General features: G+C 63.0%; 19 protein-coding genes. 12 read left to right on the forward strand and 7 right to left on the reverse strand.

The window, feature by feature from the left end; all coding sequences use genetic code 11:
* Positions 1-42: 42 nt before the first annotated feature.
* From HUK73_RS06675 to HUK73_RS06720, 10 genes are all read left to right on the forward strand, one after another.
* On the forward strand, positions 43-1065 hold the full coding sequence (locus tag HUK73_RS06675; protein WP_176591194.1) for a phosphotransferase family protein: 1023 nt from the start codon (positions 43-45) through the stop codon (positions 1063-1065).
* 22 nt (positions 1066-1087) lie between these two features.
* On the forward strand, positions 1088-1828 hold the full coding sequence (locus tag HUK73_RS06680; protein WP_176591195.1) for an SDR family NAD(P)-dependent oxidoreductase: 741 nt from the start codon (positions 1088-1090) through the stop codon (positions 1826-1828).
* 23 nt (positions 1829-1851) lie between these two features.
* A complete protein-coding gene (locus HUK73_RS06685; protein ID WP_176591196.1) occupies positions 1852-3078 on the forward strand; it encodes an acyl-CoA dehydrogenase family protein in 1227 nt (408 codons plus the stop codon).
* A gap of 107 nt (positions 3079-3185) precedes the next feature.
* Complete coding sequence (locus HUK73_RS06690) at positions 3186-4508, forward strand: MFS transporter (RefSeq protein WP_255326215.1); 1323 nt, start codon at positions 3186-3188, stop codon at positions 4506-4508.
* Positions 4508-6043: an AMP-binding protein gene (locus tag HUK73_RS06695; RefSeq protein WP_176591198.1), complete on the forward strand. Its 1536-nt coding sequence runs from the start codon at positions 4508-4510 to the stop codon at positions 6041-6043. Before HUK73_RS06690 ends, HUK73_RS06695 begins: the two co-directional genes overlap by 1 nt.
* Before the next feature lie 5 nt (positions 6044-6048).
* Positions 6049-8127, forward strand: coding sequence for a PQQ-dependent dehydrogenase, methanol/ethanol family (locus HUK73_RS06700; protein ID WP_176591199.1), 2079 nt, complete (start codon positions 6049-6051; stop codon positions 8125-8127).
* A complete protein-coding gene (locus HUK73_RS06705; protein WP_176591200.1) occupies positions 8114-10189 on the forward strand; it encodes a 3-hydroxyacyl-CoA dehydrogenase NAD-binding domain-containing protein in 2076 nt (691 codons plus the stop codon). The genes HUK73_RS06700 and HUK73_RS06705 overlap by 14 nt, the downstream gene beginning before the upstream one ends.
* Positions 10186-11337 carry a thiolase family protein gene (locus HUK73_RS06710; RefSeq protein ID WP_218036434.1) on the forward strand — a complete coding sequence of 384 codons (1152 nt, stop codon included), beginning with the start codon at positions 10186-10188 and terminating at the stop codon, positions 11335-11337. Before HUK73_RS06705 ends, HUK73_RS06710 begins: the two co-directional genes overlap by 4 nt.
* 3 nt (positions 11338-11340) lie before the next feature.
* Complete coding sequence (locus tag HUK73_RS06715; RefSeq protein WP_176591201.1) at positions 11341-11757, forward strand: Zn-ribbon domain-containing OB-fold protein; 417 nt, start codon at positions 11341-11343, stop codon at positions 11755-11757.
* Positions 11758-11767: 10 nt separating this feature from the next.
* Positions 11768-12805 (forward strand): SMP-30/gluconolactonase/LRE family protein, encoded by a 1038-nt coding sequence (locus HUK73_RS06720; RefSeq protein WP_176591202.1) that lies wholly within the window; start codon positions 11768-11770, stop codon positions 12803-12805.
* Between the two features lie 7 nt (positions 12806-12812).
* On the opposite strand, the gene HUK73_RS06725 is transcribed toward HUK73_RS06720, so the two are convergent.
* The 7 genes from HUK73_RS06725 to HUK73_RS06755 form a co-directional block, all read right to left on the reverse strand.
* Complete coding sequence (locus HUK73_RS06725) at positions 12813-13457, reverse strand: nuclear transport factor 2 family protein (protein WP_176591203.1); 645 nt, start codon at positions 13455-13457, stop codon at positions 12813-12815.
* 2 nt (positions 13458-13459) lie between these two features.
* A complete protein-coding gene (locus tag HUK73_RS06730) occupies positions 13460-14467 on the reverse strand; it encodes an LLM class flavin-dependent oxidoreductase (RefSeq protein ID WP_369805449.1) in 1008 nt (335 codons plus the stop codon).
* 30 nt (positions 14468-14497) lie between these two features.
* Positions 14498-16894 (reverse strand): CoA transferase, encoded by a 2397-nt coding sequence (locus HUK73_RS06735; protein ID WP_176591204.1) that lies wholly within the window; start codon positions 16892-16894, stop codon positions 14498-14500.
* A gap of 151 nt (positions 16895-17045) precedes the next feature.
* Positions 17046-17699, reverse strand: a complete 654-nt coding sequence (locus tag HUK73_RS06740; RefSeq protein WP_176591205.1) for a flavin reductase family protein — start codon at positions 17697-17699, stop codon at positions 17046-17048.
* A 13-nt stretch (positions 17700-17712) separates the two neighbouring features.
* A complete protein-coding gene (locus tag HUK73_RS06745) occupies positions 17713-18522 on the reverse strand; it encodes an enoyl-CoA hydratase/isomerase family protein (RefSeq protein WP_176591206.1) in 810 nt (269 codons plus the stop codon).
* A 125-nt stretch (positions 18523-18647) separates the two neighbouring features.
* Positions 18648-19382: a TetR/AcrR family transcriptional regulator gene (locus HUK73_RS06750; protein WP_176591207.1), complete on the reverse strand. Its 735-nt coding sequence runs from the start codon at positions 19380-19382 to the stop codon at positions 18648-18650.
* Positions 19383-19520: 138 nt separating this feature from the next.
* Positions 19521-21569, reverse strand: a complete 2049-nt coding sequence (locus HUK73_RS06755; protein WP_176591208.1) for a PQQ-dependent dehydrogenase, methanol/ethanol family — start codon at positions 21567-21569, stop codon at positions 19521-19523.
* Between the two features lie 175 nt (positions 21570-21744).
* Here HUK73_RS06755 and HUK73_RS06760 point away from each other — a divergent pair, with 175 nt between their 5' ends.
* On the forward strand, positions 21745-22515 hold the full coding sequence (locus HUK73_RS06760) for an enoyl-CoA hydratase/isomerase family protein (RefSeq protein WP_176591209.1): 771 nt from the start codon (positions 21745-21747) through the stop codon (positions 22513-22515).
* Positions 22516-22522: 7 nt separating this feature from the next.
* Positions 22523-22951 carry a Zn-ribbon domain-containing OB-fold protein gene (locus HUK73_RS06765; protein ID WP_176591210.1) on the forward strand — a complete coding sequence of 143 codons (429 nt, stop codon included), beginning with the start codon at positions 22523-22525 and terminating at the stop codon, positions 22949-22951.
* The last annotated feature ends 3 nt before the right edge of the window (positions 22952-22954 follow it).

Raw genomic sequence — 22954 nt, forward strand, 5'->3', positions numbered from 1 at the left:
TAATCAACGATCCAACAGTCGAAAAAAGTGAGGGATGTCTAAGTGGAATCAGCGGTCGACATCGAGTCGCTGGCGGCGTGGATGACGGATCAGGGGCTTGGCTCCGGTCCGCTGACCAACGTGACGCCGCTTGCGGGAGGGACGCAGAATATCCTGCTGCGCTTCAGCCGTGACGGGCGCGATTATGTGTTCCGGCGTCCGCCTGCGCACCCCCGCCCGAACAGCAATGAGACGATGCGGCGGGAGGCTCGCGTGCTGCGTGCGCTGGCCGGGACGGCGGTGCCGCATCCGGCGCTGATCGCCGATTGTGGCGACGAGAGCGTGCTGGGCGTCGCCTTCTATCTGATGGAGCCGGTGAATGGCTTCAATCCGGTCGGGCAGTTGCCGGAACCGCATGCCAGTTCGTCGGATATGCGCCATGTCATGGGATTGGCGCTGGTGGACGGGATCGCGGCCTTGGGGGCACTGGATCATGAAGCGTTGGGCTTGGCCGATTTCGGCAAGCCGGAGAATTTTCTGGGGCGGCAGGTGGATCGCTGGCGCTCGCAACTGGCTGGCTATGCCGAATTTGATGGTTGGACGGGACCAGAGGTGCTGCCTTCGGTTGCGGCGGTCGGGGACTGGCTGGAGCGGCATCGACCAGAGCGGTTCAAACCCGGCATCATGCATGGCGACTATCATCTCGCCAATGTGATGTATCGGCCGGATGGACCGGAGCTGGCGGCGATCATCGACTGGGAACTGGCGACGATTGGCGATCCGCTGCTGGACCTTGGCTGGGTACTCGCGACTTGGCCGGATGGAAAATCGGAAAGTACCGTATCGGTTACGCCGTGGGAGGGATTTCCGACCGCTGGTGAGTTGGTGACGCGCTATGCGGAAGGGTCGGCGCGCGATCTGTCGGCGGTTGACTGGTATCATGTGCTGGCCTGCTACAAGCTCGGCATCCTGCTGGAGGGCACTTACGCCCGCGCCTGCGCCGGGAAGGCGCCGCGCGAGACCGGCGACAAACTCCACGGCCGGGCCATTCATCTTTTCGAGCGCGCCGAAGCGCTGATCCGCTGACAAATATGAGAGGGAATTTCCTTTGACCAACGAACTCGACTTCACCGGAAAGACGGTGCTGGTGGTCGGCGGATCGAGCGGCATCGGCAACGGCATGGCCCAAGCCTTCCGCCAGCGCGGCGCGCAGGTCCATGTCTGGGGCACGCGAGCCAGCGCGGCGGATTATGCGGGCGAGGAAGGCTCCGATTTGGAAGGCGTCGGCTATACTCAGGTCGATGTCAGCGATGCGGCGGCGATCGCGGCGGCGCCGGTGCCTTTCGACAGGCTCGACGTGCTGATCCATTCGCAGGGGGCGGTGCTCTACCGGCGGCAGGAGTTTGAGGCCGAGGGCTGGAACAAGGTGATGGCGGTCAATCTCGACTCCATCCTTCATATTTCCAACCTGTGCCGGGAAGCGCTCGCCGCCGCCAAGGGATCGATCATCGTCGTCAGTTCCATCGGCGCGTTCAAGGCGACCTTCGGCAATCCCGCCTATGCGGCGTCCAAGGCGGGCGCGGTCAATCTGGTGCGGGCGCTGGCGATTGCCTGGGCGGGCGACGGCATCCGCGTCAACGGTATCGCGCCCAGTCTGGTCGACACCAAGATGACCAAGGTGACGATGGACAATGACGAGCGACGGAACCGTGCGCTGGCGAAGATTCCGTTGGGGCGCTTCGGATCGGTCGAGGAAATGGCGGGCGTGGCGCTGTTCCTCGCTTCTCCCCTCTCCGGTTATATTTGCGGGCAGACTCTGGTCGTCGATGGCGGCCTCACGCTCACCTGAATTTTTCCAAGAAGGATCATCCCATGGACTTCGAATATTCCGACAAGGTGAAGGCGCTGAGGGCGCAGCTCATCGATTTCATGGACGCGCATGTCTATCCGATCGAGAAGGAGCGTGACCATTTCCACCATGATCCGGCGAACCTGTGGAAGCGCTGGCCGGGAACGGAAGAGATCAAGGCCAAGGCGAAGGAAGCCGGTCTGTGGAACCTGTTCCTGCCGCATGAATATGGCGAATGGAGTCCAGGTTTAACCAATCTGGAATATGCGCCGCTGGCCGAGATCATGGGCCGCGTGATCGGGTCGTCGGAATATTTCAACTGCTCCGCGCCGGATACGGGCAATATGGAAGTGCTGGCCCGCTATGGCACGCCGGAACAGCAGGAGAAGTGGCTGAAGCCGCTGCTCGATGGCACGATCCGTTCCTCCTATGTGATGACGGAGCCGGAGGTCGCCTCCTCGGACGCGACCAATGTTTCCACCACCATCATCGCGGATGGTGATGATTATGTGATCAATGGCCGGAAATGGTGGATTTCGGGCGCGCTCGATCCCAATACGAAGCTGTTCATCCTGCTTGGCAAGACGCCCAATGACGGGCCGCGTCACCAGCAGCATTCGCAGATCCTCATCCCCGCCGGTACGCCCGGCATCGAGATCATCCGACCGCTCGATGTGCTGAACGCGGTGCATTCGCCCGGCGGCCATGCCGAGATGCTGTTCAAGGATGTGCGCGTGCCCAAGGCGAACCTCATTCTTGGCGAAGGGCGCGGGTTCGAGATCGCGCAGGGTCGCCTTGGGCCGGGTCGCATCCATCACTGCATGCGGCTCATCGGGCAGGCGCAGCGGGCGCTGGAATATATGGCGCGGCGGGTGAACAACCGGGTCGCCTTCGGCCGCAAGCTCGCGGATCAGGGGAGCATTCGGCAGGACATCGCCCTCTCCTTCTGCGAGATCGAGCAGGCGCGGTTGCTGACGCTGAAGGCCGCCGATGCGATGGACCGCTATGGCAACAAGGTCGCCAAGGACCTGATCGCCGCCATCAAGATCGTCGCTCCGCGCATGACCCAGACGGTCGCGGATCGCGCCATGCAGGTGTTTGGCGGCATCGGCATTTCGAGCGATTTCCCGCCTGCCGCCGCCTTCATGAACGCGCGTTACCTGCGCTTCGCTGATGGGCCGGACGAGGTACATATGGCGCAGCTTGGCAAGCTCAAGATCGCTGAACTCAACGAACTGCCGGTGCGGTAAGCCGGAGCATCCAGCGCAAAAGTGGGAACCGGTTTTGCGCGAACCGGGATGCGGCAACGAAGACGAGAGCGCATCGCGCTCTAACCGGAAAGGCGAGGATCATGCTGATGAGTACGCAGAACCAGACCGACCAAGCCAGTCGATTGGGAACAAGCTGGTGGATGGTGGCGGTTCTGTTCGGGCTATATGTGCTGAGCTGGGTCGACCGGCTAATCGTGTCGATGCTGGTGACGCCGATCAAGGCGCATCTGCTGCTGTCCGATGTGCAGATCAGCATGATCACTTCGACCAGCTTTGCGATCTTCTATGCGATTTTCGGGCTGCCGCTCGGCTGGGCTGCGGATCGTTTTTCGCGGCGCTGGATCATCTTTGGCGGCGTGGTGATCTGGGGGATTGCGACCACGGCTTGCGGGTTCGCGCAGACCTATAAGGCTTTGCTGATCGGGCGGATTTTCGTGGGCGTGGGCGAGGCCGCGCTGCTGCCTGCCGCCTATTCGCTGATTGCCGATGCCTTCCCGCCGCATCTGCTGACGCGGGCGACCTCGACCTTTCAGATGGCGGGCAAGGTGGGGTCGGCGACCGCCTTTGCCTTGGGGGGCGTCGCCATTGCCTTTGCGGCGGCGCATACCGGCATCCACATTCCCTTTCATGGCCCGGCCCAGCCGTGGCAGCTCGTCATGATGATGGTCGGCCTGCCGGGGATCATCTTCGCGCTGCTGCTGTTCACCTTTCCTGATCCGGGCCGCAAGAAGCTGCCGGGCGCGGCCTCCGTCGCCGCTTCGGGGGAAATCCGGGCCTTCGTTTCACGCAACTGGAAGCTGCTGGCGCTGATGCTATTGGGCACCTCCTGCCTTGCCATGTGCGGCTATTCGATGACCAACTGGGTGCCCGCCTATATCGAGCGGCATTTCGGCTGGAAACCAGTGCAATATGGGCTGGCGCTCAGCATGATGAACATTGTGTCGGCCGTGTCGCTGGTGGTGAATGGCTGGATCGTCGACCGTCTGTTCGCGGGCGGCATGAAGGACGCGCATCTGCGCTTCTATGGCTGGCTGATCCTGGGGTTCCTGCCGGTCGTCGGCTATATGTTCTTCGCCACCAACGTCTATGTGTTCCTCGCCTGCTATTGCGTGGCGCAGTTCATCACCGTGCCGTTCATGGTCTATGTGTCGTCGGTCATGGGGCTGATCGCTCCCGCCACGATCCGGGCGCGGATGCTGGCATTCTTCCTGTTCGTCTTCACCATTCTCGGCCTCGGCGCGGGGCCAGCGATCGTCGCGGCGCTGACCGAATATGTGTTCCATGACGAGGGCGCGCTGGGGCAGTCGCTCGCCGTCGTGGTGACGGTCTGTTCGGTGATCGCCTTGATCTCCTTCCGCATGGCGCTGCGCTATCTGGCGCCCGCCATTGCTTCCCGAAAGGACGTTTGATGTCTTTGAGCCTAAGCGGGGTCGATCCCGCGCGTCGCGACCAACTCGCCCTTGCCGATGAGCGGGTGACTTATGACTGGCACCAGTTGGACGAGTTGCTCAACCGGGCGGCCAATGCGCTGAATGGCCTTGACCTGACCGAGCGGCGGGTGGCGGTATTCGCGCCCAACAGCGCCGAGACGGTCATCGCCTATGTCGCCTGTCTGGAAGCGGGCATTTCGAGCGTGCCGGTGAGCTTTCACCTGACGCCTTCGGAGGCAGCCTATATTTTGAAGGACAGCGGTGCGGTGGCGTTGCTCGTCGGGCCGGAAACGATGGAGGCCGGGCTGGCCGCCGCCGCAGAGGCTGGCGTCAAGACGGTGATCGGCTGGCGTTGTCCGGATCGGGAGGGCGTCATCCATTGGGAAGACTGGATCGCCGCCGCTTCGACCGATGAACCCGATCCCGAAGTGCCGCCCCTGCCGCATCTCCATTACACGTCGGGCACGACCGGGCGGCCCAAGGCGACCGAGACGCCACCCCCCTATTTTCCGCGCGTCGCTACGGTAAAGGCTCTGGCCGAAGCGATCCGGCCCAAGATCACGCCTTCGCCGGGCATTGCGGTGGGGCCGCTTTATCATACCGGGCCGCTTGGCATGGCGCGCAATGTGTTTGGCGGCATGAGCCTCATCACAGTCGAGCATTTCGACGCGGAACAGACGCTGGCGCTGATCGAGAAATATAGGGTCGCAGGCTCCGTGATGGTGCCCACCCATTTCCAGCGGATGCTGGCACTGCCCGAAGAGGTGCGCGCCAAATATGATGTGTCGAGCATCCAGCGCCTCGCCCACACCGGCGCGGCCTGTCCCCGTGCGGTGAAGCAGGCGATGATCGACTGGTTCGGGCCGGTGCTGGTGGAGGCCTATGGCGGGACCGAGGCGGGGTCGACCACCTTCATCACTTCGCAGGAATGGCTGGAGCGGCCGGGGTCCGTGGGCAAGGCGCTCCCGCCCTTCCAGACGGAGATTTATGGCGAGGATGGGCAATTGCTGGGACCGAATGAGGTCGGGCAGGTCTATTTCCGCGACACCAGCGGCCATGGCATCGTCTATCGCGGCGACCCGGGAAAGACCGCCGCTGCCCATATCTCGCCGGGCGTCTTTACGCTGGGCGAGATGGGTTATGTGGATGCGGAGGGCTATCTCTTCATCACCGATCGCGTGTCGGACATGATCGTGAGCGGCGGGGTGAACATCTATCCCGCCGAGTCCGAACATGTGCTGCTGCGCCATCCCAAGGTGGCGGACGTCGCCGTGGTCGCCGCGCCCAATGCCGAAATGGGCGAGGAAGCGCGGGCGCTGGTCATTCCCAAGGATGCGGGCGATCCGCCGACTCCGCAAGAACTCAACGCCTTCTGCCGGGCGAACCTCGCTGGTTACAAATGCCCGCGTGGCTATGAGATGGTCGACGACATCGGCCGCACCGTCATGGGCAAGGTCAATAAGAAGGCGCTGCGCCAGCGCTTCTGGCCTTCTGATCGCACCATCGGGGGTTGAGCTTCATGCGTTTTGTCCTGCCCTTGTTATTATTGCTCGCCGCCTGCGCGCCCTCGGGTGTGGCGAAACGCGATGGCAGCGACTGGCCCGGCTATGGCGGCATCGATGAGAACCATTATAGCCCACTCACGCAGATCAATGATGGCAATGTCGGGAAGCTGAAGCTCGCCTGGTATCATGACATCACCAGCGGCGGGGCGAGCCTGTCCGCGCCGATCGCGGTGGACGGCATCGTCTATTATGCCTCGGGCTACAGCGTCATTCATGCGCTGGATGCCGCGACCGGGCGGGAATTGTGGACCTATGATCCGCAAAGCTGGAAGGTCGCCGGGCAGAAGATGCGCGCCGCCTGGGGCATCAGAGGCATCGCCTATGACAATGGCATGGTCTTTACCGGGACCATCGATGGCCGCCTGATCGCGATCAACGCCCGGTCCGGCCATCCCGTCTGGACCGCGCAGACCATCGGCAAGGATGACGAGCGCTATGTCACCCGCGCGCCCTGGGTGTTCAAGGGCAAGGTGATCATTGGCCATGGCGGGGCGGACTTCGCGCCGGTCCGGGGCTATGTGACCGCCTATGACCAGCAGACGGGGAAGCAGCTCTGGCGCTTCTATACCGTGCCGGGCGACCCGAAGCTGGGTTTCGAGAATAAGGCGATGGCGATGGCCGCCAAGACCTGGACCGGGCAATGGTGGAAATATGGCGGCGGCGGGACGGCCTGGAACGCCATGGCCTATGACCCCAAATATAACCGCATCTATATCGGGGTCGGCAATGGTTCTCCGTGGAACCGGAAGATCAGGTCGCCGGGGGGCGGGGACAATTTGTTCCTCTGCTCCATCGTCGCGCTGGACGCGGATACGGGCGAATATGTCTGGCATTATCAGACCAATCCCGGCGAGACATGGGACTTCAACAGCGCGATGGATATGGAGCTGACCCGGCTCACCATCGGGGGGAAAGAGCGCGATGTGCTGATGCACGCGCCGAAGAATGGCTTTTTCTATGTGATTGACCGGGCGACGGGGAAGCTGATCTCCGCCCGCAATATCGTGCCGGTCAACTGGGCGAGCGGCATCGACATCAAGAGCGGACGGCCGATCGAAAATCCGGCGGCGCGCTATCCGGACGGAAAAGCGGCGATCGTCTACCCCTCCCCCTTCGGTGCGCATAATATCGAGGCGATGTCGTTCAATCCGGGGACGGGCCTTGTTTATATCCCGACCATGGATCAGGGCCGCGTCTATATCGACACGGCTGAACCCTTTCAGGGCTGGAAGCATCTGAATGGCCAGCGGCTCAGCACTGGCACCGGCGCGCCGCCTCCGGGCGTGGTGCCGGATCGACCCGCAACCAGCTTCCTCCTCGCCTGGAATCCGGTGACGCAGAGCGAGGCCTGGCGCGTGCCGATGCAGGGCATAAGGGGCGGCGGCGGCACGGCGACCACGGCAGGCAATCTGCTGTTTCAGGGCAATGCGGTGGGCAAGTTCGTCGCCTATGCCGCGAAAAGCGGGAAGCCGCTCTGGTCCTTCGACGCGCAGACGGCGGTGATGGCGCAGCCGATCACCTACAAGGCGCGCGGCAGGCAATATGTGACGGTGATCGCAGGGGCACGTTTCCCCAGCGCCACCGGCACGGGGCATGAGTGGAATTACCGCACCCAACAATGGCGCGTCCTCACCTTCGCGCTAGATGGGAAGGCTGCCTTGCCACCAGTCCAACCCGTCGAAACGCCGGTCATCGACATGCCCGATTTCGCCGTCGATCCGGCCAAAGCCACCATCGGCGCAGGCGTTTTCGGACAGCGTTGCTCCATCTGTCACGGCGCCAATGCGGTGTCGGGCGGCATGGCGCCGGACCTGCTCCAGTCGGGCGTGCCGCTGGATACCGCCAGCTTCAAGGACGTGCTGCACAAGGGCATCCTGCGCGAACGAGGCATGCCGCGCTTCGAGGAACTGACCGACGTCGAGATCGAAGGTCTGCAACATTATTTCCGCCAACGCGCCCGCGAGGTTCTGGCCGCGCAAGCCGCCGCCAGGCCGGGCGCCCAGACACATAGAGGCTTGAATGAAGGTCAATGACGTCGTCACCTATGAGGTGGAAGGCCCCATCGCGGTCATCACGGTCAACTCGCCGCCGGTGAACGCGCTTTCCAATGCCGTGCGGCAGGGCGTCGCGGGCGCGGTACAGACCGCCATCGGCGACAGCAGCGTGGGCGCGATGGTGCTGATCTGCGAGGGGCGCACCTTCTTCGCCGGGGCGGACATCACCGAATTCGGCAAGCCGCCTGTCGAGCCGACCCTGCGCAACCTCCAACTGGTCGTGGAGAACGCCACCAAGCCAGTGATCGCCGCCATCCATGGCACGGCGCTGGGCGGCGGGCTGGAACTGGCGCTGGTGGCCCATTATCGCATTGCCGTGCCTTCGGCCAAATGCGGGCTGCCGGAGGTGAATCTCGGCCTGCTGCCGGGCGCCGGCGGCACGCAGCGTTTGCCGCGCATCGTCGGGGTCGAAAAGGCGCTGGATCTCATCACCTCCGGCGCGCCGGTCGGGGCAAAGGCCGCGAAGGAGATGGGGCTGGTCGATGAACTGGCGGCAGAGGGCAATCTGCGCGCCGACGCCATCGCCTTTGCGAACCGAGTGCTGGAGGAAAAGTGCCCCTTGCTCAAGGTCCGCGACCGCACCGAAAAGCTGGACGAAGCACGCGGCAAGCCGGAAATCTTCGCGGATTTCAGAAAGGCCAATGCCAAGAAATTCCGCGGCTTCAACGCTCCAGAAGCAATCATCCGCTGCATCGAGGGGGCGCTGGAAAAGCCCTTTGACGAGGGCATGGTCTATGAGCGCCAGTTGTTCAATGAACTTCAGGAAGACAGCCAGTCCGCCGCCCAGCGTCATGTCTTCTTCGCGGAGCGGCAGGCGGCCAAGATTGACGGCATTCCCGCCGACACGCCCGCTCTGCCCATCGCCAGGGTCGGCGTGATCGGCGCGGGCACCATGGGCGGCGGCATCGCGATGAACTTCGCCAATGTCGGCATCCCCGTGACCCTTGTGGAGACGAATGAGGAGGCTCTGTTCCGGGGCCTGCGCATCATTCGCGGCAATTATGAAACCACCGCGAAGAAGGGCAGGATGAAGCCCGAGGATGTCGATACCCGCATGGGCCTGCTGACCGGCTCTGTCGCGATGGAGGATCTGGCCGACTGCGACCTCATCATCGAGGCGGTTTTCGAGAATCTCGACGTCAAGCGCGAAGTGTTCGGCAAGCTCGACAGGATAGCCAAGCCCGGCGCGATCCTCGCCACCAACACCAGCTATCTCGACATTGACGACATCGCCGTCGCCACTTCCCGGCCGGAGAGCGTCTGCGGCCTGCACTTCTTCTCACCCGCCAATGTGATGAAACTGCTGGAAGTGGTCCGCACCAAGGATACGAAACCCGAAATCACCGTCACCGCCATGAAACTCGCCAAGACCATCGGCAAGATCGGCGTGCTGGTGGGCAATGGCTTTGGCTTTGTCGGCAACCGCATCCTTGCTGCGCGCAACACGCAGGCGGACCTGCTGGTGCTGGAGGGCGCAACGCCATGGGCCGTGGACAAGATACTCTATGACTTCGGCTTTGCCATGGGGCATTTCCAGATGCGCGATCTGGTGGGGCTCGACGTCGGCTGGACCCGCGAGGCGACCAGTTCCGCCAATGTGCGGGAAATCCTCAATGAAATGGGCCGCCATGGGCAGAAAACAAAGGGCGGCTATTATGACTATGACGAGAACCGCAAGCAGACGCCCTCCCCCATCGCCATGCAGGTTATCGAGGATTTCGCTGCCAAGCAGGGCATCGCCCGGCGCGAGGTGAGCGACGCAGAAATCCACGACCGCATCCTCTTCGCCATGGTGAATGAGGGTGCGCGTATTCTTGATGAAGGCATCGCGTCACGGGCGTCGGATATCGATATCGTCTGGATCACCGGTTACGGCTGGCCGAAATATCGTGGCGGCCCGATGTTCTGGGCGGATTTGCAGGGCCTCCCGACCGTACTCGAAAAGCTGAAGGCGCTCGAAGCCACCCATGGCGAGGCATTCAAGCCCTCCCCATTGATCGAACGGCTGGTGGCCAAGGGCAAGGGGTTCAAGGACGCATGATCAGAGGAAACCGCATCGCCATCACCGGGGTCGGTGAAACGCCCTTCCTGCGCAAAGGCGAGGAAGGAGTCATGAAGATGATGACCCGCGCCAGCCTCGCGGCGATTGCCGATGCGGGCCTGACGCCGAAGGACATCGACGGCTATATCTCCAACAAATATGCGGGGCATGGGTCGGACGAGGTCGCCTTTGCGATAGGAGCGGGCGAGAAGCGTTTCTGCGCCACCACCGACAGCGTCGGCGGCACGGCCACTTCGGGGCAGGCGCTGCAACTGGCGCAAATGGCGATCGAGGCGGGTCTGGCGCGGCATGTGTTGGTGCCCTATGCGATCCAGTCGACCAAGCCCGGCGGCGTCTATGGCTTCCATGCGCGCGAGCCGCAGAAGGCCGGGATCGAAATGCCGGTCGGCTTCTTCGGCCAGCCCACCTATTTCGCGAGCATGGCGAACCGCTATGCCCATGAATATGGCATGACGGAAGAGGAGCAGGCCGCGATCCCCATGACCTATCGGGCCTGGGCGGTGCTGACGCCGAGCGCGCAGCGGCGCGATCCGATGGATTTGGAAGCCTATCGCCAGTCGCCGATGATCTCGACGCCATTGCGGGCGGCGGATTGCTGCCTCACCACCGATGGCGGCGGCGCCTATGTGGTGAGCGCCATTGAGGAAGCGCGCGACATGCCCCATCCCGTGGTGAGCGTGCAGGGGCTGGGACTAGGCTTCAACAACTGGCCGCAGGGGGTGCTGTTCACCCAGACGCCCTGCACCTACGACTTTCCCGGCGAGGTATCGGCGAAACTGGCCTATGCCATGGCGGGCTGCGATCCCAAGGACTTGGACCTGGCGCAAATCTATGACGGCTTCACCATCTCAGCGCTGGTGCAGACCGAGATGCTGGGCCTGTGCGAGCGGGGCGAAGGGCCGCGCTTCTATGCAGCAGGGCATGGGATGCCGGGCGGACGAATGCCGATCAACACCAGCGGCGGGCATATGTCGGGCGGCTATGTGCCCGGCATGAACCTGCTGATCGAGGCGGTGCGGCAGTTGCGTGGGCAGGAAGGCGAGCGGCAGGTGCCGGACGCGAAGCTCTGCGCCGTGGCCGGGCTGGGCGGCAACAATCATTCCACCACCATTTTGGCGCGGAGCTGATCCATGGGCATTCCGGTTTACCCTCCCAAGATCGAGGACCCGCTGTTCCAGGGCTATTATGACGGACTGGAAGCGGGCGAACTGCGCATCACCGCCGATGCCGAGACGGGCGAATGGATTTGGTATCCGCCCGAAGTCATCCCCGGAAAGCCCGACGCCGTGCTGGAATGGCGCCCGGTTTCGGTAGAGGGCTGCGCCTACACCTTCACCACCGTCATCCGCAGCCTGCTGCCCGGCGATCACAAGGCGGAAGTACCCTTCACCGTGGTCCTGTTCGAACCGGATGACGCGCCGGGCGTGCGCGTGCCGGGGCTATTGGTCGAAGCCGAGGGAATGGAACCGCGCTGCGGGATGCGGTTGAGGTTTCAACCGGTGCAGGCGGGGGACCACAAGATTGCAGGCTTCGCGCCCATTGGTTGAGGAACCTGTCATGGAAATGGGCCGCCGCGAGCTTTTGGTGAGCGGGATGGCCATGGCCCTTGCCGGTTGCGCGGGATCGGGAGGGATCGGCCAGCCCTCGCCGCCCAAACCGCTCAGCGTCACCGACTTCACGCTGGTCCGGGGCAATCTGGACGCGCCCGAGGGCATAGCGAGCAGCCCCGACGGCCGCCTGTTCGTCTCCAATGGCGGCGGCGCCATCGGCGTGCTGGAACATGACGGCACCCTCCGCCAGATCGGCAAGGCGCTCGCCCCCAATGGCGTCGCGGTCGACCGCGAAGGCCGCGTCATCGTCGCCAATATGGGCCTGCTCAACAAGGGGCCGGGTCCGCTGCAGCGGATCGACGTCGCGACGGGCACGGTCGAAACACTGGTTTCGGAACTGGAGGGCCGGCAACTGGTCGCCTCCAACGGCCCGGCAACGGCGCGCAATGGCGATATCTACTGCACGCACAGCACATGGGGACCGATCGGCAATATCGGCACGACCACAGCGTCGGGCTTTATCTACAGGTGCGCGCCCGACGGCCATGCGTCCATTGTCGCCCGTGATCTACGCGGGGTGAACGGTCTCTGCCTCGATCGGGAAGAGCGCCATGTCTATGCCTCCCTGACCGCCGAAGGACGCATCCGGCGCTGGCGGCGGCAAGCGGATGGGTCACTTACCGATCCACAGGATTATGGCCCGCAACTGGGCGTGGTGGCGCCCGATCAACAGGCGAAGGACATTCGCGCCATGCCTGCATCGGAACGCGCGGACCTTGGCTATTGCGACGGTATCGCGTTCGATCAGGCGGGCAATCTCTGGGTAACGCTGCCCTTCGCAAACCGGATCGTTGCCATTACGCCGGACGGCCGGAAGGTGGAGATTGCGCATGATTCTGAAGGAAAAATGCTCTCCAGCCCGACCAATCTGTGCTGGGGCGGGGCGGACCTGCGCGATCTTTATATTGTCTCACGGGCGAGCGGGATGGTGGTCAAGGCCCGAACGGATGTCGCGGGCCTGCCGTTGGCGAACTGGCCAGGCTAAGCGCAGATCAGCTTCCCTCGAATTGCTGACGCATCCTGTAATAATCGTCGTTCGGATATTTCTCGCTATGCTGCCCGGCGGGCCATTGCGCATAGGTGGTTTCCGACGGGAATGCGGGGGAGGTATAGTCCGACAGGCCCCGGCGGCGGATGATCTTCCACTCACCGTTGCGCCGTTCCAGATCGTCCAGATAGCGCCCCTGGAAGAACTGGTCCTCCTCGCCCGTGCCATCTTTCCGGTCGCGGCGATGTTGCGCGAAATAATAGCATTCGGAAAAGGCTCTATCCCCCTTCACCTCGACCGAAACGTTGGAAATGTGATGGCAGGCATATTTGAGGCCTGAGACGATCTTGAAGGCAAAGCCCACGAAATCCGACGATTTGCCCTCGAACTTCCCATGTTTGTGGGTCGATTCCGGCCAGAACAGCGACTTCATCAGTGCTTCATCCGCCCGGTCATTGGCGCGGGCATAGGCATAAAGCAGTTCGGTGATCGCCTGTCTGGATTCGATCGCATCGAGACGATCGGCCACGCTTGCCATTGGCTTACCCTTTCCCTTGACGGTCGCGGCCGAAGCCTGCCCTACCGCCGCCAGACCAAAGGGAACGGCCAGCATGGCAGCCAGCGTTCCGCGACGATTTTGCGCTTCCATGCTCATTCTCCCGCCATTTCCAGCAAGCCCGGTTCGGCCTTCAGGCGCGGCAGCACGTCCTTTTCGAACAGGCGCAGGCTCCGCCACGAAATTTCGGGATCGAGCCCGCCCAGCAGCGCGTGGAAAGTAACCGCCGTGCCGCGCCCCAGATCCTTCAGATAGGCGAAGCATTCGTCCGGCGTCAGCACCTTGATATTGGGCATGGCTTTCAGAGCCTCGACCGTCTCCGCCGCGTTATAGCGGGTCTGGCCGGTGCCGCGTTCCTTGGCCCATTCGGCATAGGTGTTGGTCGCATAGGCGACATGCGGCGCCACCAGAGGCCAGTCGCGATCCGGGTCGTCCGATACATAGAGGAAGCTCGCCGCAGGCTTGCGCAGTTCCTCCGGCGGCCCGAAGCCCGCCTTTGCCCGCTCCTCCTTATAGAGGGTGAAGAGGTCGGGATGGCCGGGGAAATATTGATAACCGCCCTTGGCCGCGCGGATGGCGGACTTGTCGGTCGAACCACCCATGTAGATTTTGGGACCGCCCGGCGTTGCTGGCGCAGGCGTCACCCGGACCGTGCGACCGTGAAATTCGAAAGGCTCGCCGGTCCATGCATGTTTCAGCGTCGCCATCGCTTCGTTCATGATGGCGAGCCGCTTGGTGATGTCGCGGTCGAACATCTCGAACTCATGCGGCCGATAACCCATGCCCGCCGTCAGCCAGACACGCCCCGGCGCGATATTGTCGAGCACAGCCAGATCCTCTGCCAACCGCAGCGGATCGTGCATCGTCACCACCAGCGCCGAAAGATGCGCGACGATATTCTCCGTCGCGCCCAGGATGGAGGCGGCCTGTATCATGGAGGACGGGCAATAGCCCCCCTCCGCGCCGTGATGTTCGGCCAGGAACACCTGCGTGAAACCGAGCTTATCGGCCCATTGCGCCTGTTCGATGGCGGTGCGGTAGAGCAGGGGATGCGGCGCGCCGAAATCCGGGCGGTTCATGTCGTAGCGAAGGTTCAGTTGCACCTTGGCGGTTCCTCTCTTGTCTTTTTCCTGTCAGGCGGCGGAAACGCGCGACTGGATGCGGCCCTTGACGTCCGCAGCCTGCATCGCCTTGCCGCTTTCGATGAGCGCATCGATCTCCGCGTCCGAATAGCCGATCTCGCTCAAAATCTGCCGCGTATGCTCGCCCAGACGGGGCGCGGAGCCTTTGGCGAGGCTCGGGGTACGGCTGAAGTGCATGAAGCTGCCGAACTGGCGGACATGGCCGTACATGGAGTCGAAATTCTCGATCACCCGGTTGCTCGCCGTCGCCCAGTCCTGCCAGAGCGCTTCACGGACCCAGCTTGTCTCGCGGGCGATTTCGCTCGGCGCTCCGGCGGCTTCGAGAAGCGCATGGGCCACCTCGCTGCTCTGGCCTGCGAAGAGTGGCTTGAGCACCTCCAGCAAAGCCGCGTCATGGGTCGAACGGTCGCGCGCCGTGGCGAAGCGGGGATCGCCCAGCCATTGTTCCTGCCCCATGGCCTTGGCCAGCGCGGCAAAACGCTCGTCCGACCGGCAACTGATGCAAAGCCAGCCGTCGCTGGTCCTGTAAATCCGGTCGAGCGCGTTGAAGCCCGCCTGCTCCTTGTCCAGCCGGAAGCCGTAGACCACCTTCCTGTCGGCATCGAGGAAATGTTCGGAGGTCGTCCACAGGCTCGAATGAAGCTGCGGTATCTCCATATAATCGCCCTTGCCGGTGACGGAGCGATGTTCAAGACCCATCAAAATGCCCGCCGCGCCGAGGAAGCCGTTATTATAATCCTCATTGCCGAACACCGCGCGGGTCGGCGGATTACCCTCGCCGCCCCCTTCGTAGAGCAGGCCGGTCCAGCCCGACACGAGCGGCGCGAAGCTCTTGAGCAGCGACTTCGGCCCCTTCGAGCCATAGCCGGGCAGATAGACATAGATGAGGCGCGGGTTGAGTTTCGACAGCGCCTCATAACCGATGCCGAGCTTGTCGGCCTTGCCGGGGCGGAGGTTGTGCGTGACCACATCCGCCGTCGCCACCAGCTTGAGCGCAGCCGCCAACGCTTCCGGGTCCTTGAGATTGAGGACAATGTCGCGCTTGCCGCGCTGGGCCGCGTCGAAACAGTCGGGCAACGGACGCATCTGGTCGCCGCCGGGCGTTTCCACCTTGATGACGTCCGCGCCAAGATCCGACAGCAGGCGCCCGCCATAGCCGACCGCGAAGAAGGAGGAGAAATCCACCACCCTGATGCCTTCCAGCGGCCGGTCGAGCGGCTTGCCGTCGGCGGCGAGCGTAGCGCGACGGCGAGCAATCAGGTTCGCCAGAGCGTCATTGTCCGCGCCCACTTCCGGGGCTGGCCTCGGCGCGGGGGCTGGAGCGTTCGCCATGCGCACAGCGGGCGCGGCCTGATAGATGGTGCCGAAGTCCTTGTCCGGCATCGCAATGCGCTGGCCGACAAATTCCACCTGATCGTCGAGCAGCACTTCGGCAGGCTCCAACACGGGGAGCGCCGCCACGTCCGCTGCCTGGAACAGGGAAATCCATTCGGCGCGCGGTCTGGTCTTGAAGGCATCGAAAATCTCGACGCGGGCAATATTATATTCATCGTCGGTCAGCGGCACCGACATTTCCGGCGCGGTTACGGTCTGGATGCGGTCACCAAAGCCCAGCACGTCCATCGCCGCCTTGAAACCGCCCTGCCCACCCGTGTGCATCTGAAGATAGAGGCCGTCGCCGCATTCAAACATGCCGGTCGCCAGCCGGGTTTTCCCGAAGCGGTCCACCGCACCGGAATCGCCCGCCTTGATGTAGCTGATCCCTTCTTCCTGCCACCAATTGTTCATCGGCGACTGGGCGATCATGGCGTCCAGCAGCGAAGCTTCGACCCGCTGGCCCTTGCCGATATGGCGGCGGGCGCGAACCGCCGACAGCGCGCCGATCACGCCGAGAAACGCCTGCCCATAATGCAACGCCGGATGGCCGAGATAGACGGGTCCGGGCCGGAAGCTGCTGGATCGGTCGATCATCGTACCGAGCAGCGCCGCGGCAAGGGATTCGCCATGAGGGCGCCCCGCAAAGGGCGTGTCCGCGCCATAGGCGGTCAGCGCGCAGACGATCAGTTCAGGAAAATCGCGGGCCAGACTCTCGCCGTTCAGCCCCAGCGCCGCCGCATCCTCTTCCTCCAGCGCATGGATGAAGATATCCGCCCCTTCGAGCAGACCGCGCAAAGACTGGAGGCCTTCCGCCGCCCGCACATCCAGTTCGACGCTGCGCTTCGACCGGTCCCAGCTCTTGCGGCTGAGGTCATGGGCGAAGAAGGCACCGCCCTTGGGCTCAACCTTCAGCACGTCCGCGCCATGATCAGCAAGCAGCATGGCGGCAATGGCAACAGGCATTTGATCCGCCAATTCAATGACGGTCAGATGATCCAGGGGACCGGGCATCTCATCACTCCTATGGCGGGTCATGCCCGCTGCCTTTTTACGGAATTATCTTTATGGCTTCACATCGTTCGACGGATCGAAAAATGCTCTCATATGCAGGAAACACCAGTTTGATCCTCAGTGCAAGAAATTTTGCACCATAGGTTCAAATTCATTCCGCAGCCTTGTCCTTCATCGCCAGACGAGAGGGGTCGTAGCGGGGCCGTTCCATCTGAAAGCTGTCGCTGTTGCGGACATACCAACCGCTGCCATGGGTGCGGCCAATCAGCTTCATCGCGGGCGTGTCGAAATAGACCCGCTCCCGGTCGGTGATGAATTCATCCTTGATGTGCGCCATCAGGATTTCGCCGATAATCACGGTCTGCATCGCGCCGATGTCCATGGCGGCGACCTTGCGGCATTCGAAGCTGACGGGGCTGGACGCGATGCGCGGCGGCGCAACGACGACAGACGGCGCGGTTTCGATGCCAGCATAGTCGATCTCGCTGACATCAGCGGGCGCATCGACGCTGCACAGGTTCATTTTCTCTGCGTCGCCCTCACAGACGAGATTCACGACGAACTCGCCGGTCGCGATGATGTTGGAGGCAGTGTTCTTCAGGCCGCGCGAGGCCGGTTCCTTGAGCAAGCCGAGCACCACCAGAGGCGGCTCCGTCCCGACGCAGTTGAAAAAGCTGTAGGGCGCGGCGTTCAAAATACCGTCCACCGACTGGCTGGTGATCCAGGCGATGGGGCGTGGCGTGATCGTCGAATTGACGATCTTGTACCGCGTGACCATCGGAAGCTCGCGCATATCGAATTGCATGGCCGGGCCTCCCTTATTGTGCTGCCCTGGCGGCCGCTTTCGCGGCGGCGCGGGCCTTGAAACGTTCCCTTGCGCGGGGCACTTCCTCACCCGTCTGACAGGCGTGGCAATAGACCAGTTCCAGCGCATGGGTGGTCGCCAGATCGCCACTTTCCGCCTGCTGAAGCAGCCTTTTCGTCAGTTCGACCGCATGGCGGTTGCCATCCCCGATTGTCCGGCCCAGAGCCATGGCCGCATCGACGGCGGCGCCCGGCGCCATGACCCGGCTGACAAGTCCCAGCGACAGCGCCTCCGTCGCATCCAGCGTCCGGCCCGAAAAGATGATCTCCGCCGCCCGCGCCCGGCCCAGTTGTTTCGTCAGGAACCAGGCGGCGCCACCGTCGGGCACCAGCCCGAATTCAAGGAAAGGCGCTCCGAAGCGCGCATTGTCGGCGGCAAAGATCATGTCGCAGGCCATGGCAAGGCTCCATGACACACCGAAGGCACCGCCCTCCACCGCCGCCACGGTCGGGATCGGCAGGGCGCGGACGCGGCTGATGATCCGCTGCCCCATTTCAAGGCGGGCCGCCAGCGCCAGCGCGCCTCCCCCCCTTGCGGGCGGCACCTTCACATCGCCGCCATTGCTGAAATAACCTTCCGCGCCGCTGATAATCAGCAGCCGGGCGGGCGTCGCATTTTCAAGGACGTCGAGCGCGGCCGAAAATTGCTCCCACATCGCAAAGGACACGGTATTTTTCGCACGGGGACGGTTGAGGACAATATGCGCGATCCCCTGATCGTCCAGATCGAACAGCAGTTCAGGGGTTTCGCTTACCGCGTTCATCTCTCGCTCTCCATTCCCGCGCCTTTCCGTGGGCGCAGGAACTGACTAGCCGACAGGGCGCCCCTCTTCAAGTAAATTTGCATATATGTGCAAATTTTCAAGGAGATTGGCGGGCATGCGCAAATTCATGCCGCGACAGCCTTGGGCCGCTGGATGGTAGGCAGCGCCGCCATGCCACGCTCCGCAACGTCCTTGATCAATGCTTCCGCATCCTTGCGCGCGGCGCCCTTGAGCGCGCCGAGCAGGCAGGTCAGATAACTGCTGACCAGGCGGATGATCACCTCGTCATCGGGGATTCGCCCCTGCGCCCAATCGTTGATGGTCGCATATTCGAAACGCACCAGATCCTCGACCAGCTTGTCGACATCGACCCAGGGCTGAATCTGCTTCTTGGCCTCCAGCACCTCGATCCACTGGCGGTTATGGTGGACCGCCGGGGAGTGCATCGCCGCCCAGATGTCATGGTCGACATCGGAGCTGAAATAGAGCGCCATGATCGCCTTGATATAGTTGCGAATCTTCCGGTTACGCTGCACGACGGAAATCATGCGTTCCAGATTGTGCTGCATCGTGCCGGGTTCGCTGGAATAGGCGATGCGGCTCACATATTCGTCGAAATATTCCTGAATGGCGGAGGCGATCATCCGCTCGCGAGTCTGGAACGCATTGTAGAGCGTGCGCTTGGCCACGCCGGCACGCTGGCCGATCTCGTTCATGCTGAGCGCGGCGATACCCTGTTCGGCGATAACCTTCCGTGTTTCCTCCAGAATTCGGCGGCGCCGCTCGATGATGGCGGGGCTGGAATAGGTCTGTGGCCGCTCGCCGCTTTCCTTCAATTCGTCGTTCGCTTTACTCGCCAAAGTCACTCGCCTTCATAACCAGATGCCGTCTCTTCCACGGCAGATCATAGCGGGATTGCTTGAACGCGCAAATTCATCGTCCCTGATAAGGTGGAAAAACCCGCCCCACCCGAAGGCGGGACGGGGCAGCCCGACCAGTCACTTCCCCTTGGGCGCGGTTTCCCGCGCGCGCTGGCGGATATAATGGCGCAACCCTTCCAGTTCCGCGTCGGTCAACTGGCTGAAGGAGCCCATGCCCCGCGCCATCAGCGCGCCGTCATGCACCACCGACTTGAAGGTTTCCGCGTCCAGCGGAACGCCCGACTTGCGCAGGTCCGGCGCCGCGCCGCCCGCCATCATGCCCGAACCATGGCAGATGACGCAGCTGCTGTTGTAGATGCCCGCGCCGATCTTCGCCTTGTCCGCGTCCACCACGAAAGCGGGATCGTCCTGGATCGGTTCGTCCACCGGATCGACCTTGGGCAGCTTCTTCGCGCCGCCGATGGTGAAGGTCAGCAAACGCCGCTGCTGCTGGCGATAGTCCCAGTTGGGCGAATTGGGGAAGCTGCTGCGGAAGCCCGTGATGACGCTGACATATTGCACGCCGCCGACCGTATAGCTGATCGGCGCGGACAGGATGCCGTTCTGCGCCGGCCAGGACCAGAGCTTGCGCCCTGTCGTGGCGGAGAAAGCATTCAACATGCCGTCATTGGTGCCCTGAAACACCAGATTGCCCGCCGTCGCCAGGGTCCCGCCGTTGAACACGCCGGGCTGCGGCACAGACCAGGCGATCTTGTTATTGGCGACATCATAGGCGACGAGCTTGCTGACGGCAGCCGGCGGAACAAGATTAGCCGGCGGCGCGCCCAGCCCGGTGTTCACCATCATGCCCGGCTTGTATTTCCAGTCCTTCAGGTTCGGCGGATCGGTGACGACCCGGCCGCCCTCCATGACGGGGATATAGCTGTAGCCAGTCTTGGGACTGAACGACATCGCCTGAATCCCGTGCGCGCCGTTGGGGAAGGGATACATGATGAAGGCCGTGCCGTTGGGATAGGCGGCTTCGGGATTCAGTTCCGGCTTGCCTGTTACCGGATCGATGCGCTTGGCCCAATTCTGCTTCGAAAATTCGCCTGCATGGATGAATTTGCCGGTTTCGCGGTCGATGGCATAGAAGAAACCGTTCTTCGGCGCGTGCATCAGCACCGACCGCTTTTTGCCGCCGATCATGATATCCGCCAACTGGATATCCATCGCGTCGTTCCAGTCATAGCTGTTTTCAGGGTTCACCTGATAGTGCCAGACATATTCGCCGGTCTTCACGTCCAGCGCGACGATGGAGGAGAGGTAGAGATTGTCACCGCCGCCGGGGCTGCGGATCTTTTCATTCCACGGGAAGCCGTTACCGGTGCCGAGATAGATGCGGTCATATTTGGCGTCATAGGCCATGGCGTGCCAGACGGAGCCGCCACCACCCCATTTCCACCATTCGCCGGTCCATGTCTTGGCGGCGGCCTCCATCGCCTTATTCTCGAAACCCTTGGCCGGATCGCCGGGCACGACATGCCAGCGCCACGCCTTCTTGCCGGTCTTGATGTCATAGGCGGTCACATAGCCGCGCACCGGGCTGTAATCCGCGCCGCCAAAGCCGATCACCACCTTGTCGCCGGCAACCCATGGCGGGCCGGTGATATAGCCGCCCTCCGCCTCATCCAGCGTCTTGACCGACCAGCGCGGCTTGCCGGTCTTGGCATCGACCGCGATCAGGCGGCCTTCACGCGTGGCGGTGAAGATGGTGCCGTCCTTATAGGCGATGCCGCGCGTGCCCCACCCCGCGCGCATCCGCCATTTCGCCTCGGGCTGGCTCGCCACATCGGGATCATATTGCCACAGCAGCTTACCGGTGCGCGCATCGACCGCATGGACGACGCTGAGGCCCACCGCGAAATAGATGACGCCGTCGACCTCCAGCGGCTGGGTATAGCTGTCATAGGTGTCGATATCATAGGACCAGGCAAGGCCGAGCTTTCCGACATTCTGCTCGCTGATCTGCGCGAGCGGGCTATAATGCTGCTCATTGTCGTCGCCGCCATAGCTGGACCAGTTCACCGCCGTCGGCCCTGCACTTTCCGCCGAGCGGGAGATGACAGCGGTGGAGAGCGTCAGAACCGCGGCCCCCGCCGCCAGTGCCGAAATTCTTGCCTTCATGGGTTTCATCCTCTTTCTTCGGCGCGCATGGCCGGCGCAGCCTTTTATTGCACCATCGTGCAATATTATGCCGTTGTCAACGCGTCTCCTCAATTGACAGGGCCAGCTTTGCAGATTTAATATTGCACCAAAGATCATATTTTAGGAGCAGGGCCGTGAAACGCAGGGGAAGGCGATGACTGTCCGGGTCGAAAAGCGGGCTTCAACCGCCATCGTCACGCTCGACCAGCCGGGCCGCGCCAATGCCTTCACCATGGCGATGCGCGAGGAAATATGGCGCACTTTCGAGGAGTTGGGAGAGGATGACGAGGTTCGCGCCATCATCCTGACTGGCGCTAACGGACAATTTTGCTCCGGGGCCGATACCGGCGACATGGGCCATCAGAGCACGGCCGCTTTCCTGCGGCGAATGCGCTGGCTGCACCGGATGGTGAAGGCGATTGGCGGCATCCGCAAGCCCGTGATCGCGGCGATCGACGGCGCCTGCGTCGGCGCGGGATGGAGCCTGGCGCTGGCCTGCGACATCGCCATCGCCACGCCGAACGCGCGCTTCTGCCAGAGCTTCGGCCGGATCGGCTATGTGCCCGATGCGGGGGCAGTGTGGCAGCTCAACCGCCTCCTCGGGCCGATGCGCGCCAAGGAGATCGTCTATTCCGCCCGCATGGTCGATGCGCAGGAAGCGCTGCGATTGGGGCTGCTTCTGGAACTGATCGAGATCGACAGGCTGATGGCGCGGGCGATGGAAATGGCGGACGCGCTGGCGCAGGGGCCAACCTTGGCGACCGGCATGGCCAAGCGTCAGTTCGAGGCCGCGCAGGCCCTTTCACTGGATCAGTTTCTGGAGCTGGAGTTCACCATGCAGCCGCTGCTGGCCACGACTCATGACCATCAGGAAGGCATAGCCGCCGCGCGGGAAAAACGTTCGCCGCATTTTCAGGGATTGTGAATTTTCGATGCCGGAAACAGATTCTCCCCAGCGTCCTCTGCCTCTGCCCGATCCGCTGTCGGAACCCTTTTGGGCGGCGGCAAGGCGTCATGAACTGCATATGCAGAAATGCGAAAGTTGCGGTCGCCTCGCTTATCCGCCCGAAATCGCCTGCCGCGCCTGTGGCGGAGGCCGATTGGCCTTCACGCCGGTTTCGGGACGCGCGACGCTGCATAGCTGGACCGTGCTGCACGACCCGCCCTCCCCCGGCTTTCGCGACCGGCTGCCGGTGATCCTGGCGGTGGTGGAACTGGAGGAGCAGGAGCGGCTGCTGATGAGCAGCAACCTGATCGGCATCGCGCCTGAAGATCTGCGTATCGGCCTGCCGCTCGAAGCGCTGTTCGAGGATGTGACGGACGACTGCACGCTGGTGCAGTTCGGCCCGACGGAGCGCTGAGCC

Origin of the sequence: Sphingobium sp. EM0848 (genome assembly GCF_013375555.1) — a bacterium.
Taxonomy (GTDB): Bacteria; Pseudomonadota; Alphaproteobacteria; order Sphingomonadales; family Sphingomonadaceae; genus Sphingobium.

Excerpts from the sequence above, each read along its gene's own strand:
- HUK73_RS06765 (WP_176591210.1), top strand. The coding sequence starts at position 22,523 with ATGCCGGAAACAGATTCTCCCCAGCGTCCTCTGCCTCTGCCCGATCCG.
- HUK73_RS06690 (WP_255326215.1), top strand. The coding sequence starts at position 3,186 with ATGAGTACGCAGAACCAGACCGACCAAGCCAGTCGATTGGGAACAAGC.
- HUK73_RS06725 (WP_176591203.1), bottom strand. The coding sequence starts at position 13,457 with ATGGAAGCGCAAAATCGTCGCGGAACGCTGGCTGCCATGCTGGCCGTT.
- HUK73_RS06695 (WP_176591198.1), top strand. The coding sequence starts at position 4,508 with ATGTCTTTGAGCCTAAGCGGGGTCGATCCCGCGCGTCGCGACCAACTC.
- HUK73_RS06715 (WP_176591201.1), top strand. The coding sequence starts at position 11,341 with ATGGGCATTCCGGTTTACCCTCCCAAGATCGAGGACCCGCTGTTCCAG.
- HUK73_RS06760 (WP_176591209.1), top strand. The coding sequence starts at position 21,745 with ATGACTGTCCGGGTCGAAAAGCGGGCTTCAACCGCCATCGTCACGCTC.
- HUK73_RS06740 (WP_176591205.1), bottom strand. The coding sequence starts at position 17,699 with ATGCAATTCGATATGCGCGAGCTTCCGATGGTCACGCGGTACAAGATC.
- HUK73_RS06720 (WP_176591202.1), top strand. The coding sequence starts at position 11,768 with ATGGAAATGGGCCGCCGCGAGCTTTTGGTGAGCGGGATGGCCATGGCC.
- HUK73_RS06700 (WP_176591199.1), top strand. The coding sequence starts at position 6,049 with ATGCGTTTTGTCCTGCCCTTGTTATTATTGCTCGCCGCCTGCGCGCCC.
- HUK73_RS06735 (WP_176591204.1), bottom strand. The coding sequence starts at position 16,894 with ATGCCCGGTCCCCTGGATCATCTGACCGTCATTGAATTGGCGGATCAA.
- HUK73_RS06745 (WP_176591206.1), bottom strand. The coding sequence starts at position 18,522 with ATGAACGCGGTAAGCGAAACCCCTGAACTGCTGTTCGATCTGGACGAT.
- HUK73_RS06705 (WP_176591200.1), top strand. The coding sequence starts at position 8,114 with ATGAAGGTCAATGACGTCGTCACCTATGAGGTGGAAGGCCCCATCGCG.
- HUK73_RS06755 (WP_176591208.1), bottom strand. The coding sequence starts at position 21,569 with ATGAAGGCAAGAATTTCGGCACTGGCGGCGGGGGCCGCGGTTCTGACG.
- HUK73_RS06710 (WP_218036434.1), top strand. The coding sequence starts at position 10,186 with ATGATCAGAGGAAACCGCATCGCCATCACCGGGGTCGGTGAAACGCCC.
- HUK73_RS06685 (WP_176591196.1), top strand. The coding sequence starts at position 1,852 with ATGGACTTCGAATATTCCGACAAGGTGAAGGCGCTGAGGGCGCAGCTC.